The sequence below is a fragment of the Pseudomonas sp. GW821-FHT09E12 genome (assembly GCF_059416085.1).
Map to the genome: position 1 here is coordinate 65,560 of NZ_JBWKOM010000001.1, position 17,169 is coordinate 82,728.

6 protein-coding genes and 4 pseudogenes are annotated in these 17,169 nt (G+C 59.7%); 2 read left to right on the plus strand and 8 right to left on the minus strand.

What is annotated here, in order from left to right:
* Positions 1-33: 33 nt before the first annotated feature.
* The 7 genes and pseudogenes from AC07PQ_RS00260 to AC07PQ_RS00290 form a co-directional block, all read right to left on the minus strand.
* Positions 34-4,812, minus strand: coding sequence for a YadA-like family protein (locus AC07PQ_RS00260; RefSeq protein WP_495072384.1), 4,779 nt, complete (start codon positions 4,810-4,812; stop codon positions 34-36).
* A gap of 15 nt (positions 4,813-4,827) precedes the next feature.
* Positions 4,828-4,932: pseudogene (locus tag AC07PQ_RS00265) on the minus strand (hypothetical protein); the annotation flags it as partial.
* 228 nt (positions 4,933-5,160) lie between these two features.
* Positions 5,161-7,950, minus strand: a pseudogene (locus AC07PQ_RS00270) (ESPR-type extended signal peptide-containing protein); the annotation flags it as partial.
* Positions 7,951-8,266: 316 nt separating this feature from the next.
* The gene (locus AC07PQ_RS00275; RefSeq protein WP_493184815.1) at positions 8,267-9,472 is read right to left on the minus strand and encodes an EAL domain-containing response regulator; all 1,206 of its coding nucleotides are present in this window, start codon (positions 9,470-9,472) and stop codon (positions 8,267-8,269) included.
* 111 nt (positions 9,473-9,583) lie between these two features.
* The gene (locus AC07PQ_RS00280) at positions 9,584-13,264 is read right to left on the minus strand and encodes a transporter substrate-binding domain-containing protein (RefSeq protein WP_493184814.1); all 3,681 of its coding nucleotides are present in this window, start codon (positions 13,262-13,264) and stop codon (positions 9,584-9,586) included.
* Positions 13,265-13,891: a response regulator gene (locus AC07PQ_RS00285; RefSeq protein WP_493184813.1), complete on the minus strand. Its 627-nt coding sequence runs from the start codon at positions 13,889-13,891 to the stop codon at positions 13,265-13,267.
* 153 nt (positions 13,892-14,044) lie between these two features.
* Positions 14,045-15,286 (minus strand): EAL domain-containing response regulator, encoded by a 1,242-nt coding sequence (locus AC07PQ_RS00290; protein ID WP_493184812.1) that lies wholly within the window; start codon positions 15,284-15,286, stop codon positions 14,045-14,047.
* Between the two features lie 522 nt (positions 15,287-15,808).
* On the opposite strand from AC07PQ_RS00290, the pseudogene AC07PQ_RS00295 reads away from it, so the two are divergent.
* Positions 15,809-16,063: pseudogene (locus tag AC07PQ_RS00295) on the plus strand (amidase); the annotation flags it as partial.
* Positions 16,064-16,401: 338 nt separating this feature from the next.
* Positions 16,402-16,611: pseudogene (locus tag AC07PQ_RS00300) on the plus strand (Tn3 family transposase); the annotation flags it as partial.
* Here the strand turns inward: AC07PQ_RS00300 and AC07PQ_RS00305 are convergent.
* A complete protein-coding gene (locus AC07PQ_RS00305; RefSeq protein WP_493184811.1) occupies positions 16,608-17,147 on the minus strand; it encodes a flavin reductase family protein in 540 nt (179 codons plus the stop codon). The pseudogene AC07PQ_RS00300 and the gene AC07PQ_RS00305 overlap by 4 nt on opposite strands.
* Positions 17,148-17,169: the final 22 nt, after the last annotated feature.

Consider the following 17,169-nt stretch of genomic DNA (forward strand, 5'->3'; position numbering starts at 1 on the left):
TTGGATTAAGACTGCACAAGACCCATCTGCGGATCACCACTGATAACCGATCCCCACCGCCACCCCCACTTTGCGCTGGGTATCCGTACTGCCCTGCAACTTGGTCACCCACCGGCCATTGCCGGACATATGCGATACACCGAAAGCGAGCGACGACTGACCGCGGTAACTGCTTACCGCCGCCACTGTCATGCTGGAACCCGGCGAGTACGACTGCGGCAGACTGGCCATGGCCATCGCACCGGCAATCCCCGCACTGAGAATTTCGTCTTGCTGCTTGAGGTCGTTTTTCAGCTCCCTATAGCGCTGGTCGGTGTAGGCATTGGCACTGGTGGTGATGTCCGCCACGCTTCGGGTCAACTGGTCGAGGTTCACCGCATCCGTGCCGTGGGTACCCGCCGCGAGGTGGGTGATCTGCCGCTCATTGCCAGTGCTGCCGACCGACACGCTGCTGTCGCGATCCGCCACCGAGTTGGCACCCAGTGCCGTGGCATTCCTGGCCGAAGCCTTGGCCCCGTTACCCAGGGCAACCGAGTTTTCCCCGGTGGCCTGAGACCCTGTGCCGACCGCCGCGCTGTTGTTGCCCGAAGCCACCGCTCCCGCCCCCCCGGCGATCGAGTCGACACCTGTGGCTTTCGGTTTGGCCGCCGCGCTGCGGTTGTTCACCTGGAACATGCCGTCGGTGCCGTTCTTGATGTTGGAGACATCGTCTGCGACGGCGGTAATGCGGCCCTCCTGCTGACCTGCATTCGCCCCCAGATTGGCAATCGAGTCGTCCGTGTATTGCTTGGCTTCAGCCACCGCACCGTCGAGTTGGCGCACGTTGACCGCATCCTTGGCGTCCTTGCCGTCGGCAACGTTGCTGACCGTTCGGGTTTCACCGGTGGTGGCATTGCCCACCGACACCGTGCCCGCGGTCGCGTTATTCGCCCCCGAATACTTGCCGCTGTAGGTTTCTGCACCGCGTCCGTCATCACTGGAACCGCTGCCCACCGCGACGCTGCCATCGGCGGACGCCGTAGCACTGGCGCCCATCGCCACCGAGCCATTGCCCGAGGCCTGGGCCTGGGCACCCAACGCCATGGCGTCAGTGCCGGTGGCGGCGGAGTCGGCCTTGGTCGAGTTGACGTGCAGATACTTGATGCCACCGCCCGCGCCGATCAGGGTTTCAAGCCCTCCGACTCGACCGCCGAGGTTAGTGATGTCCGTGGTGTTCTGATCCACCTGATCGCCGACCACTTTCAGTTGAGCCACGTTGACCGCATCGTTGTCCTGCGAGCCAGCCGCCAGCCCGGTGAGCTTGCGATTGCCCAGTGCCGTGCCGATGCCGATCTCACCAACTGACGTCTGCGGTGCTGCCAGTCGATAGGCGCTGTAACCCGTCTCGGCGCCGACCGTGGTCAGCGAACTCGAACCCAGCGCCACGCTCATGGCGTGGCTGGCACTGGCCCCGGCGCCCAACGCAACCGATTGCTCCGCCGCTGCCTGAGCCGCGCTGCCCACAGCGATGCCGGACGCCAGTAACACCTGGGTATCGCGACCGATGGCGATGCCACCGACGGCGGCCTGACCGACCTTGGCCTGATTGCCAAGACCAATGCCGTTGTCGCCATTGACCACGGTGCCCGGACCGACAGCGATCGACTCCGCGCCGCTGGCGAGCGAGTCCACCGGGTTCGTCGAATTGGCGTGGAAGTACAGGGTGCCGGTTGAGCTCAACGAGCCCATCGCACCGGTCAGTTGACGCAGGGTCACGGCATCGTGATCGTCGGTGGCGTCCGCCACGTTGGTGATTTGCCGGTAGCTGCCGGCCTTGCCCACCGAAACCGAGCCAAGCAAGGTGGCATCCGAAGTGTCGTAGATGATCGCCCCGCTGCCGGCTGCAATCGACCCTGTCGTCGGCGCCAGGACACGGTCGGCAACCGAACCTTCACCCAGTGCGATACCACCCGCCACCTGAGCCTGGCTCAGATGCCCCAGCGCGAGACCGCCATCAGCCGTCACGTTGGCGCCCGAGCCGACGGCGAACGAATGGGCGCCAGCGGCAATGGACTGTGGCCCGATGGCAACGCTGTCCAGACCTGTGGCTTGCGAGTCGGCCAATACCGAGTTGCTGTGGAAGTACTTGATGCCCGCGCCGTTGTTGACGAGGTTGTCGACGGTCTGGTTGGTCGCGAACAGCTGCGAGCCATTCACCGCGTCGGTGCTGGTGGCATTCAAGGTTCCGGCCGCGACATTGGTCAACTTCACCGAGCTACCCGCCGGGTTGAAGGTCACCTGATTTTTAGTCGCGGCATCGTCATATTTCACCGCCACGGCTGCCGTGTTGGTCACGCTGGTATTGAGATTGCTCAACGCTGCGCCGACGTTACTGCTGACCAGCGGGCCGGTGTTGGCACCGGTTGCGCTGATGCTGTTGGTGGAATAACTGGGCGCTGTCCATACGCCGGTGGTTGCATCAAGTGCTGCACCGCCGCCCAGGGCGGTCGCGGTGTCTAGGCCTGCTTTGTTCAGTTGGCTGACGTTGACGGCATCGGTCGCGCTGGAACCGGCAGCCAGGCCAGTAATACGACGACCATCAGCGCCATTGGCGATGTTCACTTCACCACCTGTCGCGGCGCCACCGACGCCGTAAGCCGCATTGGCCAATGTCGCGCCCGTGGCGGACGAGTTGGAGCCCAGCGCCACAGCATTGGCAACGGTCGCGCTCGCGAGTGGGCCGATGGCTACGCTGTCCAGACCTGTGGCTTGCGAGTCGGCCAGTACCGAATTGCTGTGGAAATACTTGATCCCGGCACCGTTGTTGACGAGGTTGTCGACGGTCTGGTTGGTCGCGAACAGCTGCGAGCCATTCACCGCGTCGGTGCTGGTAGCGTTCAAGGTTCCGGCCGCGACATTGGTCAACTTGACCGCCGTACCTGCCGGGTTGAAGGTCACCTGATTCTTAGTCGCGGCATCGTCGTATTTCACCGCCACGGCAGCGGTGTTGGTCAGGCTGGTATTGAGGTTGGTCAGCGCTGCACCGACGTTGTTGCTGACCAAAGGCCCGGTGTTGCTGCCTGTCGCGTCGATGCTGTTAGTGGAGTAACTGGGCGCCGTCCATACGCCAGTGGCTGGATCGAGTTGTGCGCCGCCGCCCAAAGCCAGTGCCGCGCTTTGGCCGATCAGATTGAGCTGACTGACGTTGACCGCATCCGTCGGACTGGAACCGGCGGCAAGACCGGTAATGCGACGGCCGTCGGCGCCGTTGGCAATGTTCACTTCGCCCCCCGTCGCCGCCCCGCCGACGCCATAAGCCGCGTTGGCCAGTGTCGCACCTGTGGCGGATGAACCGGCGCCCAAGGCGATGCTGTTGTCAAAGCTGGCAGCAGCGCCATTGCCCAGCGCAACGCTGTTGGCACCACTGGAAACAGCGGCCGGCCCCATCGCCACGCTGTCCTGGCCGCTCGCGGTGCTGTCGGCGAGAACCGAATTGCTGTGGAAATACTTGATGCCAGCGCCATTGTTGACGAGGTTGTCGACGGTCTGGTTGGTCGCGAACAGCTGCGAGCCATTCACCGCGTCGGTGCTGGTGGCATTCAAGGTTCCGGCCGCGACATTGGTCAACTTCACCGAGCTACCCGCCGGGTTGAAGGTCACCTGATTTTTAGTCGTGACATCGTCGTATTTCACCGCCACAGCCGCCGTGTTGGTCACGCTGGTATTGAGGTAGGTCAGCGCTGCTCCGACGTTGTTGCTGACCAGCGGGCCGGTGTTGCTGCCGGTCACGCTGATGCTGTTGGTCGAATAACTCGGTGCCGTCCATGCACCGGTGTTCGAATCAAGCGCTGCACCGCCGCCCAGAGCGGTCGCCGTATCCTGCCCTGCTTTATTCAGTTGGCTGACATTGACGGCATCGGTCGCGCTGGAACCGGCGGCAAGGCCAGTAATACGACGACCATCGGCGCCGTTGGCGATGTTCACTTCACCACCTGTCGCCGCACCGCCAACACCATAAGCCGCATTGGCCAAAGTTGTGCCAGTGGCGGACGAATTGGAGCCGAGAGCCACACCATTGGCAACGGTCGCGCTCGCGAGTGGGCCGATGGCCACGCTGTCCTGACCCGTCGCGCTGCTGTCAGCGAGGGTCGAATTGCCGTGGAAATACTTGATCCCAGCGCCGTTGTTGACGAGGTTGTCGACGGTCTGGTTGGTTGCGAACAGCTGCGAGCCGTTCACTGCGTCGGTGCTGGTGCTGTTCAAGTTACCGGCCGCGACATTGGTCAGCTTCACCGCGGTACCCGCTGGGTTGAAGGTCACCTGGGTCTTGGTGGAAGCATCGTCGTACTTCACCGCCACGGCAGCGGTGTTGGTCACGCTGGTGTTGAGGTCGCTCAGTGCCGCGCCGACGTTGTTGCTGACCAGCGGACCAGCGTTGCTGCCGGTCACGCCGATGCTGTTGGTCGAATAACTCGGTGCCGTCCACACACCGGTGGCTGGATCGAGTTGAGCACCACCGCCCAAAGCCAGTGCCGCGCTTTGCCCGATCAGATTGAGCTGGCTGACGTTCACCGCATCCGTTGCGCTGGAACCGGCGGCAAGACCGGTGATGCGACGGCCATCAGCGCCATTGGCGATGTTCACTTCACCACCCGTCGCGGCGCCACCGACGCCGTAAGCCGCGTTGGCCAACGTTGTGCCTGTGGCGGACGAGTTGGAGCCCAGCGCCACACCATTGGCAACGGTCGCGCTCGCGAGCGGGCCGATGGCCACGCTGTCCTGGCCCGTCGCGGTGCTGTCGGCGAGAACCGAATTGCTGTGGAAATACTTGATGCCGGCACCGTTGTTGACGAGGTTGTCGACGGTCTGGTTGGTCGCGAACAGTTGCGAGCCGTTAACTGCATCGGTGCTAGTGCTGTTCAACGCACCGGCTGCGACATTGGTCAACTTCACCGCCGTGCCCGCCGGGTTGAAGGTCACCTGGGTTTTGGTGGAAGCATCGTCGTACTTCACCGCCACAGCAGCGGTGTTGGTCACGCTGGTGTTGAGATTGCTCAGCGCTGCACCGACGTCGCTGCTGACCAATGGACCGGTGTTGGCACCGGTTGCGCCGATGCTGTTGGTGGAATAGCTAGGGGCTGTCCATGCTCCGGTGGTCGCGTCAAGTGCTGCGCCGCCGCCCAGGGCGATCGCGGTATCTTGGCCTGCTTTGTTCAGTTGGTTGACATTGACTGCGTCTGTCGCCGAACTGCCGGCCGCCAAACCGGTGATGCGCCGGCCATCAGCGCCGTTGGCGATGTTCACTTCACCACCTGTCGCCGCCCCGCCGACACCATAAGCCGCGTTGGCCAATGTCGCGCCCGTGGCGGACGAGTTGGAGCCCAGCGCCACACCATTGGCAATGGTCGCGCTCGCGAGCGGGCCGATGGCCACGCTGTCCTGGCCCGTCGCGGTGCTGTCGGCGAGAACCGAATTGCTGTGGAAATACTTGATGCCGGCACCGTTGTTGACGATGTTGTCGACGGTCTGGTTGGTCGCGAACAATTGCGAGCCATTCACCGCGTCGGTGCTGGTAGCGTTCAAGGTTCCGGCCGCGACATTGGTCAACGTCACCGAGGTGCCCGACGGGTTGAAGGTCACCTGCGATTTGGTCGTGGCATCGTCGTATTTCACCGCCACGGCTGCGGTGTTGGTCACGCTGGTATTGAGGTTGTTCAGTGCTGCGCCGACGTTGCTGCTGACCAACGGACCGGTGTTGCTACCGGTCGCGTCGATGCTGTTGGTGGAATAGCTTGGTGCCGTCCATACGCCGGTGGCTGGATCGAGTTGTGCGCCGCCGCCCAGACCTATTGCTGCGCTTTGACCGATCAGGTTGAGCTGACTGACGTTGACCGCATCGGTTGCGCTGGAGCCCGCAGCGAGGCCAGTGATGCGCCGGCCATCGGCGCCGTTGGCGATGTTCACTTCGCCACCCGCCGTCGCCGCCCCGCCGACACCGTAAGCTGCATTGGCCAGCGTCGTGCCAGTGGCGGAAGCGCCGCTGCCCAGGGCCACAGAGTCAGCCGATCCTGCCGTAGCGCCCTTGCCCAGGGCTACAGCGTTAGTAGCCGTGGAGCTGGCGACAGGTCCCACTGCGACGCTGTCGGTACCTGTGGTGGTGCTGTCGGCCAGGGTCGAGTTGCTGTGGAAGTATTTGATACCTGCGCCGTTGTTGATGTTATTAACGGTGGTGTTGGTGGCAAACAGCTGCGACCCGTTCACCGCATCAGTACTGGTGGCATTCAATGTCGCCGGTGCCAGGTTGGTGATCGTCACCGGAACACCTGCTCCGGCGCCGCCAGTCGCACCCAAAGTGATCCTGGTGCCGCCGGTGGCATCGTATTTGACTGCGATATTGGCCGTGTTATTCACATTGGTGTTGAGCGCTGTCAAGGCAGATGCAACATTCGCCTGCGCCGTAGGCCCGGTCACTGCACCGGTAGCGCTGATACTGTTGATCGGCTGGCTGAAGCCGCTGATATTGCCGGTCGCCGGACTATAGGTCGCGCCACCGCCCAACGTGCTGGCGGTTGTTGTGCCCACATTGTTGACGCCGGTGACGACCGAATTCAGCTGAGAGCCGTTAATTGCGTCGGTGCTGGTGGCAGAAATCACGCCTGCCGCAACGTTCTGGATCTGGCGCTCAGTACCTGCCGCACCCACCGACACCACACCATTGGTCGAAGCTGCTGCTTCCACGCCAGCTGCAATACCACCAAATTGCGCAGTAGTACCGGTATGCGGTGCAGCTGTAGTTGACTTCGAACCTAACGCCACATCGTTGGTATTGTTAGCCATTGCGGTATCGCCCAGCGCCACGGCGCCTGCTGCAGCCGCATTGCTAGTATTTCCCAGTGCTACCGAACCTTGGCCAGTGGCCGTATTGGTGTTACCCAGCGCGACAGCCCCTTGGCCGTTCGCAGTGTTGTCGGCACCCATAGCGACAGCCCCTGTGCCCGTGGCGGCGTTCGGATCTCCGATAGCCACTGCACCGTTCCCCGTCGCAGTGTTTCCGGCACCGATCGACACGGCTTTGCCACCCTGGGCCAGCGCGCTATCACCGATTGCCACGGACGAAGCCGAACTGGTGGTTGCCCCCTTACCTATAGCCACGCTGTTGGTGGCGGTGCCGGTTACGGATGCTAGAAGCCCAATTGCAACACTGGAAGTAGCAGTCGCCGACACCGTTGATTGACCACCCAGAGCGATAGAATCGTTGGCCCCAGCCTGGGCCCCACGGGTGGTGTTACTACCAATGGCAACGGCACCCGCGCCGGACGCTGTGGTGGACTGTACTACTGTAAGCGAAGTAGTGCCGGTCCCGGCGGAACCACCGATGGCCACGCTATTAGTCTTATTCGCAACGCTACCGTAACCCAAAGCGATACTTGCAGTACCCGATGCATTGGACTCCAACCCTATCGCAGTGGCCCATTTGACGGCGTTGGCAGAGTATCCGACTACTGTTCCACCGAGCCCGGTCACGGTAGAAAAGCTGCCAAAAATAGTGGCTCCATCGAAGGATCCAGCGGATGAATTGCAACCGGCAACGTTTATATAAGAGCCAGAGCCGGCAGTCGGATCTACAATTGCCCCCGAGACGGCAGTCCGACCCACGGTACCAGTAGCGGTGCCGGTGCAGGAACTAGCAGAACTGTTAGCAAAATACAGCCATGCGTACCCTGGCTCAGACCATCCAACAGTCAGACTCAAAGCCACCGCGAGCACACTCAACGCTCGCGATTTCCCCTTCAGTACAAAAAGTAGGTTAACCCCCCGCTTACGCTGCCCCGCCGACCCACTCTTTGTCTTCTTGCTGGCAAGTTCCGAAGCAACTACCCAGCAACCGATCGAAGCGTTCCAAACCACAGAGTAAATTTTGTTCATTTGTAAATTTGGCGAGAGCCAACCTCCGAAATACGCGTCATCCATGGCGTGATGACTTTCGCCTTCAATTCGATTGCGGATCCAGGACCTTGCCGGCAAGCATCGAATCCTGTCAGTAATCGACAAGACTCGAACTTCGCTTCACGTAGCAAACAAGCAGCACAATGGAATCAAGTGAGCGTATTTTCTCGACTGTCCCTACGGATTAAGCTAGGAAATTTCCTGCTGTTTGTAGGAAATTTCCTAGCTAACAAACATCAGAAATCCGCCCATAAAAAAACGCCAAAGAACATGTAATAAATGTCTTTGGCGTTATGCGTTTTCCAAATGTACTCATGCATTGCGTACTTGAATAAGCCGCTCAATAACTGGCCTCTGCCCCCCGCTGAAGATCCAGCCAATTCAACAAACTGGCCGCCGACATCGGTCGCGCGCACAAGTAGCCCTGCCCCTGTTTACAGCCAAGTTCCAACAGCACTTTGCGTTGTTCTTCGGTTTCGATTCCTTCCACCACCACCGACATGCCCAACGCCTCGCCCAGTGCCAATGTGCTGCTGATAACTGCGCGACGGCGCGGCTCGTGCTTGAGACCACGCACGAACTCGCCATCGAGTTTGATTTCGTTGAACGGCAACTGACACAGCCGCTGCAACGAAGAAAAACCGGCGCCGAAATCATCGATAGACAGGCTGCACCCCATCATTCTCAGTCGCACCAGGCTTTCCAGGCTGATGGCCGGCGCTTCGAGCAACCCCGTTTCGGTCAGCTCGAAGGTCAGCCCGGAACCGGGTAGATCATGAGCCGCCAATATGGTCTGAATCCGGCCCGTGAGGTCCGGGTTGACCAGTTGCCCCGCATGCAGATTGAACGCGACATTCAGGGCAAACCCTTGATTGAGGGCCTGGCGCTGGAGCTTCAGCCCTTGTTCCAATTGAAGGAACAGCAACTCATCCAGCAATCCGCAACGCTCGATAACCGGCATGAACACCGAGGGCGGCAAGACACCTTTGAAGGGATGGTGCCAGCGCGCCAGCGCTTCGATACTGCATACATCCCCCGTCCGCAGATTGAACTTGGGCTGAAAGTAGGTGTGCAACTGATGGCCGGCGAGGGCCCGACGAACCTCTTCTTCGGTGGCCGGTACGACAGGCAGCACGCCCGATTCATTGATGGGTTCGTTCAAGTGCTTGGCCAGCAATAGCTGCAATGCCCCGGGCTGCAAAGGCTTGCTGACATCGCCCAGCAGCGCCATGCCCAAAAGCGAAACCAATGACCCCAGCACACTGCTGGCATCGGCCAATAGTGTGCTGCTGATGATGATCGATCCTGCCAACCACCCGAATCGGTCCATCCCCTGCAGAAAGTCCAGGACGCCCGCATTCTCCATGCGCAAGTCGCACAGCGTAATATCCACTGGACCGGTCTGTTCGAGGATCGCGAGGGCTTGCACGCTCTCGGTGGCAACAAAAACTTCCTGGCAACCGGCTTGTCGCAGCCTGTTGGCCACCCTTGAAGCACCGGATGCCGTGTCGCCAAGAACCAGAATACGCAAAGGGAGCATGGACATGGACGCAGCTCACAAGAAAGGGAATGAGCCAATTGTCCGGGCTTGGCCAGCGGGCATCTTTAGGAAAATTCCTTGTCAATGTAGGACTTTTCCCAAAGTCGCGACCGGCGTCTAATCGACGGCGATGCCGGCCCCTATCTCGACAGCGTCTGGATCAGCCATGTGCCGCTCCAGCGTCTGCGCCAATTGCTCCATCGCTTGTTGCAACGCATCCACCGCTTCTGTCAGGGCGGCAGAGTCAGCCCCCATACAGACGGTTTCCAACTGCTCGCAGCACAGGATCAGACTGCCGGCCTTGATGAGCCGCGCCCCGCCCTTGACCCGATGGGCCAGACCGGAAAGCCCCGACAAGTCATGCTCGCCGAACAGCTTGATGAGCCGCAACATATCCTCTTCATTACTGCTGGCCAGATTCCCCAGCAATTTCCTGATTGCGTTGTGATCACCATGGGTCAATTGCTGCAGGCTGCTCAGATTGATCTCGCCCTCGACAACAGGGCTCAGGGCGCCATGCGTAGATGGCTCCACTCCGGACTGCACCGAGGCAAGTCGGGCACTCAGGTCACCCAGGCTGATCGGTTTGAACAGGCAGTCGTCCATCCCCTCTGCCAGACAGCGGTCTCTTTCCTCTGGCTGAGCATTGGCGGTCAGGCCGAGGATCAAGCAAGGCTCGGCCCCCGAGGACTTTTCTTCGTCACGGATGGCCCGCGTCAATTCATAACCGTTCATGACCGGCATGTTGCAGTCGGTGATCACCACATCGAAATGGCCATTGCGCCAGGCGCGCAGGCCATGGGCGCCGTCCTCCGCGTCGCTGACGCTGTGACCGAGGTAAGACAGTTGCTGAGAGAGCAGCAATCGGTTGGCCGGGTAATCGTCGATCACCAAAATATTCAGCACACTCGCCTGATCCGTGAGCACGGCCGCAGGCGACTCGGCAGCGGGCACAGGTTGCAGGATCAGAAGATCAAGGCGGATATCAATCTGTGTGCCCTTGCCCGGCACGCTGGTCAGGTGCAATTGCCCGTCCATCATTTCACACAAGGTGCGGCTGATGACCAGCCCCAACCCCGAACCACCCCGCGCCGACTGATGATTATTGCGGGCCTGGCCGAACGGGTTGAACAACAGCGCCTGATCTTCGGCCGAAATGCCGATGCCCGAATCCTTCACCTGGACATGAATCGCCAGGCGCTCGCCGCACACGCCGAGTACAGTCTGAACGCTCAAACGCACTTCGCCCTCGTCGGTGAACTTGATCGCGTTACTCAGAAGGTTGGACAGGATCTGTTTGAAACGCAGGGGATCGATCAGGACATCGCGACTGGCCTTGAGGTCGAAATCCAGCAACAGCCGCACCCCCTTCTGCCGCGCCACACCTTCGAACATGCGCACCACCGATTCGACCAACTCACGCAGGCTGGCCCGTTCCGGGGTCAGGGACAGGCGGCCGGATTCGATTCGTGCGATGTCGAGAATGTCGCCTATCAGATCCAGCAACCCCCGGGCCGCACCTGAGGCCACTTCGATTGCGAACCGGTCCATGATGCCTTGATCGGCCTTCTTCATCGCCAGTTCGAGCATGCCGATCACGGCATTCATCGGCGTGCGGATTTCATGGCTCATGGTCGCCAGAAAGGTGGTTTTCGCCCGGTTGGCGTCGTCGGCGCTTTTCTTGGCATTCTGCAATTGCTCCATCAGGCGCTGACGGTCGCTGATGTCGATCCAGCCGGCAATGATGCCCATCACCACGCCTTCACTGGTGTGATACGGCAGCATCCAGTGATACACCGTGTGCACCACGCCATCGGTGTGGATGTAGGTGCGATCCTGGAGCCATCGCGTGCCGCTCTCCATGACCTTGACGTATTCGGCCTGGAACGTCTGAGCATCGGAACGCCCAACCACCGGGCTGTCGATCAGACGCTTGCCCATCACGGCTTCGCGCGGCAGGCCCAGCGCGTCCAGATAGGCCGAGTTGCAGCTGATCAGTCGACCTTCACGGTCGCGCACGTAAATCGGATGGGGCGTTCCATCGATCAAGGCCCTCATGAATTCCATCTGATCATTGAGCGCCCGTTCGGCCTTTACACGGATAGACACCAGTTTGCGCAGATGAACGATCCACACCAGCGCCAGAATCAGCAACAGCGCGAAAATGACAAACCCCTGGATGACCGCCGAGCGATGGTGCAGCCAGCTGTCGTTATCGATCACCACGTCGTGGTGCCACCGGCTCGTCAGTTCATCCAGTTCCTCCGGAGGAATGCTTTGCAGGGCCTTGTCCAGAATCGAGTACAGCTCCAGCGCCCCACGATCGGTGGCGAACCCGGTCGGTGCCGACAGCGGACCGACCACACTAGCCACCCGCAGACGGTCGCGGTACTGCCGCAGAATCATGTAGCGCCCGTTGATCAGCGAATTGAGTGCACCGTCCGCTTCGCCTTTGTCCACCGACGCCAAGGCCTCGGCTGACGTCGTTGTCTCGACCAACCGGATACCCGGGAATTGCTCACGAATGTACTCGCTCAGCGCATTGCCGCGCCGCATCGCCAGTCGCTTGCCAACCATGCCTTCCAGCGATTGTGGTCTGCCCGCCCCGTCCTGCGTGATCAGGACAAACGGGCTGGTCAGATAAGGCCGGGTGAACCGCAGTTCGCCTTCACGGACAGTGCTGGGGGTGAAGGCCGCGATCAGATCCGCATTGCCGGCCCGGATCTGCTCGATCAACTTCTCCATCGAGCTGCTGCGCAGGACATCGAATTTCAGACCGGTGCGCTGGCTGACCTTGGCCAGCACCTCGGCGCCGATACCCCGGAATTCACCCTGCTCATCAAAAAAGGAGACAGGCGGAAGACTGTCATTGACGGCCACGGTCAGGCGAGGATGTTTTTGTATCCAGCGTTGTTCGGCTGCGGTGAACTGAAGCGCGTCAAGGCCGGCAACGTTGAGGTCCCCTGCTCCCCACCGACGCAGAATCGTCATGCGATCGCTGATCGGAATCACCTCCAGCGCTGCATTGATGATATGCAGCAGCTGACTGTTGCGTTGATTCAGGGCGAACGAGAAATGCGTGCTGAACACGCCCGACAACGTCGTCAGGTAGACGTCATTGAGGAAGTATTTGCCGACCAGATAATGCGTACTGACGGCATCGCCCAGATAAGCATCCGCCTGATCGAATGCCACGGCGCCAATCGCGCTCTGGGCCGATGAGTGCAACTGCAACACAGCCTTGGGGTAGTTCGCGGTGACCGCATCCGTCGGCTGGACGTGATCAACGATGGCAAGCCGGCTGCCGACCAGGTCTGGCGCCAGCAGCTTGCTGGTGCCACTGCGCGTCACCAGCACCGACGGTGCCTGCACATAGGGACTGGTGAGCACCAGCTCCTGATCTGTCCCATCGAAACTGTTGACGGTGCCCACCAGATCCAGTTCACCGTCCCTGAGCGCCCGCATCGCCTCGGCTCGGGAATCATAACGAAGCACTTCGATCCTGATGTGCAACATGCCGGCCAGCAGCGCGGCATAATCGGCCGTGATGCCCTCGTAATCCTGGCCCCCGGTGATCATGCCGAAGGGCGCGCTGTCCGGCAGCGATGCCCCCAGGCGCAGTGATCCTTTATCGCGCAACCAGCGCCAGTGCGCCTCATCCAGAACGACCGAAGGCAGTTCACCATTCGAACGACCAAAGAGGTTCAGGGTTTGCACCGCAGCCTGTGCCGGCGAAACACTCCCCAACTGACCGAGCAAACAGGCGGCCAGCCCAAAGCAACGCAGAAGAATTTTCATCTAAATCAGGTTATTGCGCTTGGCAAAGTCGGCCAGATACACCACCGACTTCACATTGAGCTTTTCAATGAGGCGGGTTTTATAGGTACTGACGGTCTTGTTACTCAACAGCATGGCATCACCGATTTCCTTGTTGCTCAGGCCCCGGGCAAGTTGCTGCAAAATGACCAGCTCTCGATCGGACAGTCCGCGGATCATCTCCAGTTCGGTGGAGTCGATATCGCTGCGGCGTACGGAGTTTCCGGCAAGGTTGGGAAAAAAGGTATAGCCGGCCATCAGCGCCTTGATCGCTTTGCTCAGCTCGCTCAATTCATCGGTTTTCGAAATATAGCCGGCAGCACCCGCCTTCATGCAGCGCATGGCATAAAACGCCGCGGACTGAGAGGTCAACACCAGGATCTTGCTCGACAGTTTCAGAGCACTGATCCGATTGATGACTTCCAGACCGTCGAGGCTGGGCATGGCGATATCCAGCAGGATCAGTTCCGGCTCATACTTGCGAGCCATTTGCACGGCATCGGCGCCATTGTCGGCCTCGGCAACGACTTCGAATTGCTCACGCTCAAGCAACACCTTCACCGTCGCCCGAATGAATGGATGATCGTCTACAATCAACGCTTTATGCATTTGAACCTCACTGCAATACGCACAGGAAAATACCAGTGACGAAATGGGCCATGCATCAAAAAAGTATGGAACAAATCACCGGTTTATGCTGCCCGGATCACTCAGTAATCAGGCAGTTATATCGAGCTGTTTGAGGAACCGAGACTGACGCTTTCAAACGGGTGAATCAGATTCCTGCAACCACCGCAGGAACCTCTGGGCCTCCATCGGACGCGCCAGGTGGAAGCCCTGGCCAAATGAACACCCCATTTCCACCAATCCGTCGCGGATAACGTGGCTACCGACACCTTCGATCACCAGGCTCATGTTCAGCGCGCGGGCCAGTGCCACGGTGCTGGTGACCAGCGCATGGGTCCGTGGGTCCTCGATGGATCGGACGAGTTGGCCGTCGAGCTTGAGCTGGTTGAACGGCAGTTGGCTGAGCAACGTCAACGATGAAAAGCCCATGCCGAAATCATCAATCGACAGACCGCACCCCAGCATGCGCAGGCGTTGAAGGTTTTCCCATGTCGTGCGAGGAACATCCAGCAAGCCGTTTTCAGCCACTTCGAACAACAACGTCCATCCTGGGAAACCGTGACGCTTCAACAGATGTTCAATGTGCTCGATCAGGTCGTTGCGGGCCAATTGCGAGGCGTGAAGGTTGAACGCCAACTCCAGGCTCAGACCGGATCGGCGCAAGGCATTCAGCAAACTCATCCCTTGCTCCAACAGTTGCTTGAGCATTTCGTCGATCAGGTCATAGGCCAATACGGCCGCCAGAAAGTCCTTGGGCAACAACAGGCCTCTGACCGGGTGCTGCCAACGCACCAGCGCCTCTGCCCCGGCCACCGCGGAAGTTTTCAAATCGAACTTGGGTTGGAACCAGGCCTTGAACTCCCCCTGGGCCAGGCCCCGCCGCACGTCCTCCTCGCTCGGAAGCCTGGAGTGAGGCGACGACTCGACGTCCGGTGCCGGCCGCCGGCGAGAATAGCGACTGAGGATTTCCTGCAATGTATACAGCTGCGTGGGTTTGCTCATGACGCCGAGCATCTGCAACCCCGAAAGGCAGGTCATCTGTTCGACTGCACGGCGCAATTCCGGCTTCAGCTCGCTGCACAGCGCAACCGCACGAGCCATGCCGTTCTCTGCGACCTGGGTCAGAAAGTCCAGACAGTCGACGGCCGTATTGCTCAGGTCACAAAGCACAATGTCAACGCCTCCCGCCCGGTATATTTGCGTCAGGGCCCGCTCGCTGTCATCCGCCTGCAAAATATCGTCGACCCCCAGATGCTGGAGAGCCGTAACTAACGCGCCACGCTGAAACGTTTGTTCTTCTAAAACCAGGACGCTAGGGGAGCACATCTCGCCAGTTACTCTGCCAATGACTTGAGGGGAAAATTCTGGCAATTCCATTTCACTGGAAGCGAAGGATTTATCCCGGCAACTTGTAGGAAATTTCCCAAGCACTAGCTTGAAGCGCTTTCGACCAAGGGCGTTCTTACATCGGGATTTTAGATTCAAGTAAAGCGATGCCTTTATGTAAAAACGCCTTTAGCCGCGCCGCACTCGCATCCGAAAGGTAAACGTTTGCCAGCATTTTTCATGGTGCTTGCGTTGTCTGTAGCAACGGCACCATGACGTGTAAATGAGTAGTGAGCTAACTTTCTAATTATTACCTTCAGGAAAGACAAGAGCAGTTACTTGCATGCGGAACCATAGCGCCCCTCGCAGTCATCAAAGCTTTAATTATGTTTTAAATCGCCCCACACCTAGTACGGTCAGGCATTGGGAACAAGACAGAGAGAAGAGTAAAAAGTAGACCGGTGGCTGTACATACAACTATCGGGGTAGTCGTTAACCCATTACCAGTCGGCAACGAAAGTGCCCCTCTAATGACCGGTCACGATAGTCTGACCGGGTGTGGAAAATCGGGATCCGCAGTCAGCGGACATCGCCTGGAGCAATGGCGTCTGGGTCGCCAACGGCAACCTCGCCATCCGGCACCTGGGCGTGCCCACAGTCACAGTGCCTATGGGCGTTATGCCGGACATCGGCATGCCGGTTGGACTGACCTTTGCCGGCCGTGCCTATGACGACTCGACGCTGCTGCGTTTGGCTTCAGCGTTTGAGTCGACTGGTACGAAGCGCATGATCCCGCCTCGTACCCCGCCATTGTCCGCGGACAATTGACAGAAAGGTCGGGATTGGGGAGCTACCAACGCCAATCTCTCCCAAAGACGGCAAGCTTTAGTCTGGTTGGCCCTGTGAATCGTCCCTTTTTTGTAGACGCCTTGAAGGACCGATTCTGGCTGAGTCCTGCCATCGATGAATGACAACCAAAGTTCTGGCGGCACGGCTGAAGATAAACCAATGAAGGCAGCGCTCCCCGACGGCAGTCGCCAGATCGGGGAGCGGTGGCATTGCTTCAGTTGCCGGTGCGAAAAATGAACGACGTTGCTTGGTCATCAGACACCTCTATCTGGCGAGCATTCTCGCCTAAATGGGTGTCCGGTTTCATTGGACCACTACAGTTAAAACAGCACGGCTACCCGGTACAGGACGAGGATCTGGCTAGGTTGTCGTCGCTGATCTTCGAGCACATCAATATGTTGGGGCAGTACTTCTTTGCGGTACCGGAAGAAGTCGCCCGAGGTGAACTGCGGCCACTACGCAATCCAGACGAAGATCAGTGCCCCCTCCCGCCAAAAGATCACACAAACCGGGCTATTCGAGCTTAAGAGCACCTTCTGTTCCAGCTCCCCAGCCCCCGGTATTGGCCTGCATGGAAGACCAGCGGTTCTGCGTCGCTGTATCGGTATTGTTCGATCTCGCCAATGAAGATCAGGTGGTCACCGCCCTCGTACTGGGTGACGTTGCGGCACACCAGCACTGCCACCACATCGTCCAGCACCGGGGCTCCCGCCTTGCCATAGGAATGAGCTACACCGGCGAACTTGTCAGCGGCTGCCCGTGCGAACTGCTCCGACAAGTGGTGCTGGTGCACGCCCAGCACGTTGATGGCGAAGTGGCTCGCCGAGCAAAAAACCTTCAGGCTCGGTGCCGTGCGTGCCAGGCTCCAGAGCACCAGCGCCGGCGACAGCGACAGCGAGGAGAACGAGTTGGCGGTCACACCGACGTTGCGGCCGTCAGCGGTGCGCGTGGTGATCACGGTCACACCGGTAGCGAACTGCCCCAGCAAGTTGCGCAGTTCGCGGACACCGCGGCCCTCGGCATCGAGCAAATCGTGAGCCTTGGTTTCGGTGGCGGCATTCATGGTGATCTCTCCCCTCAAGCTG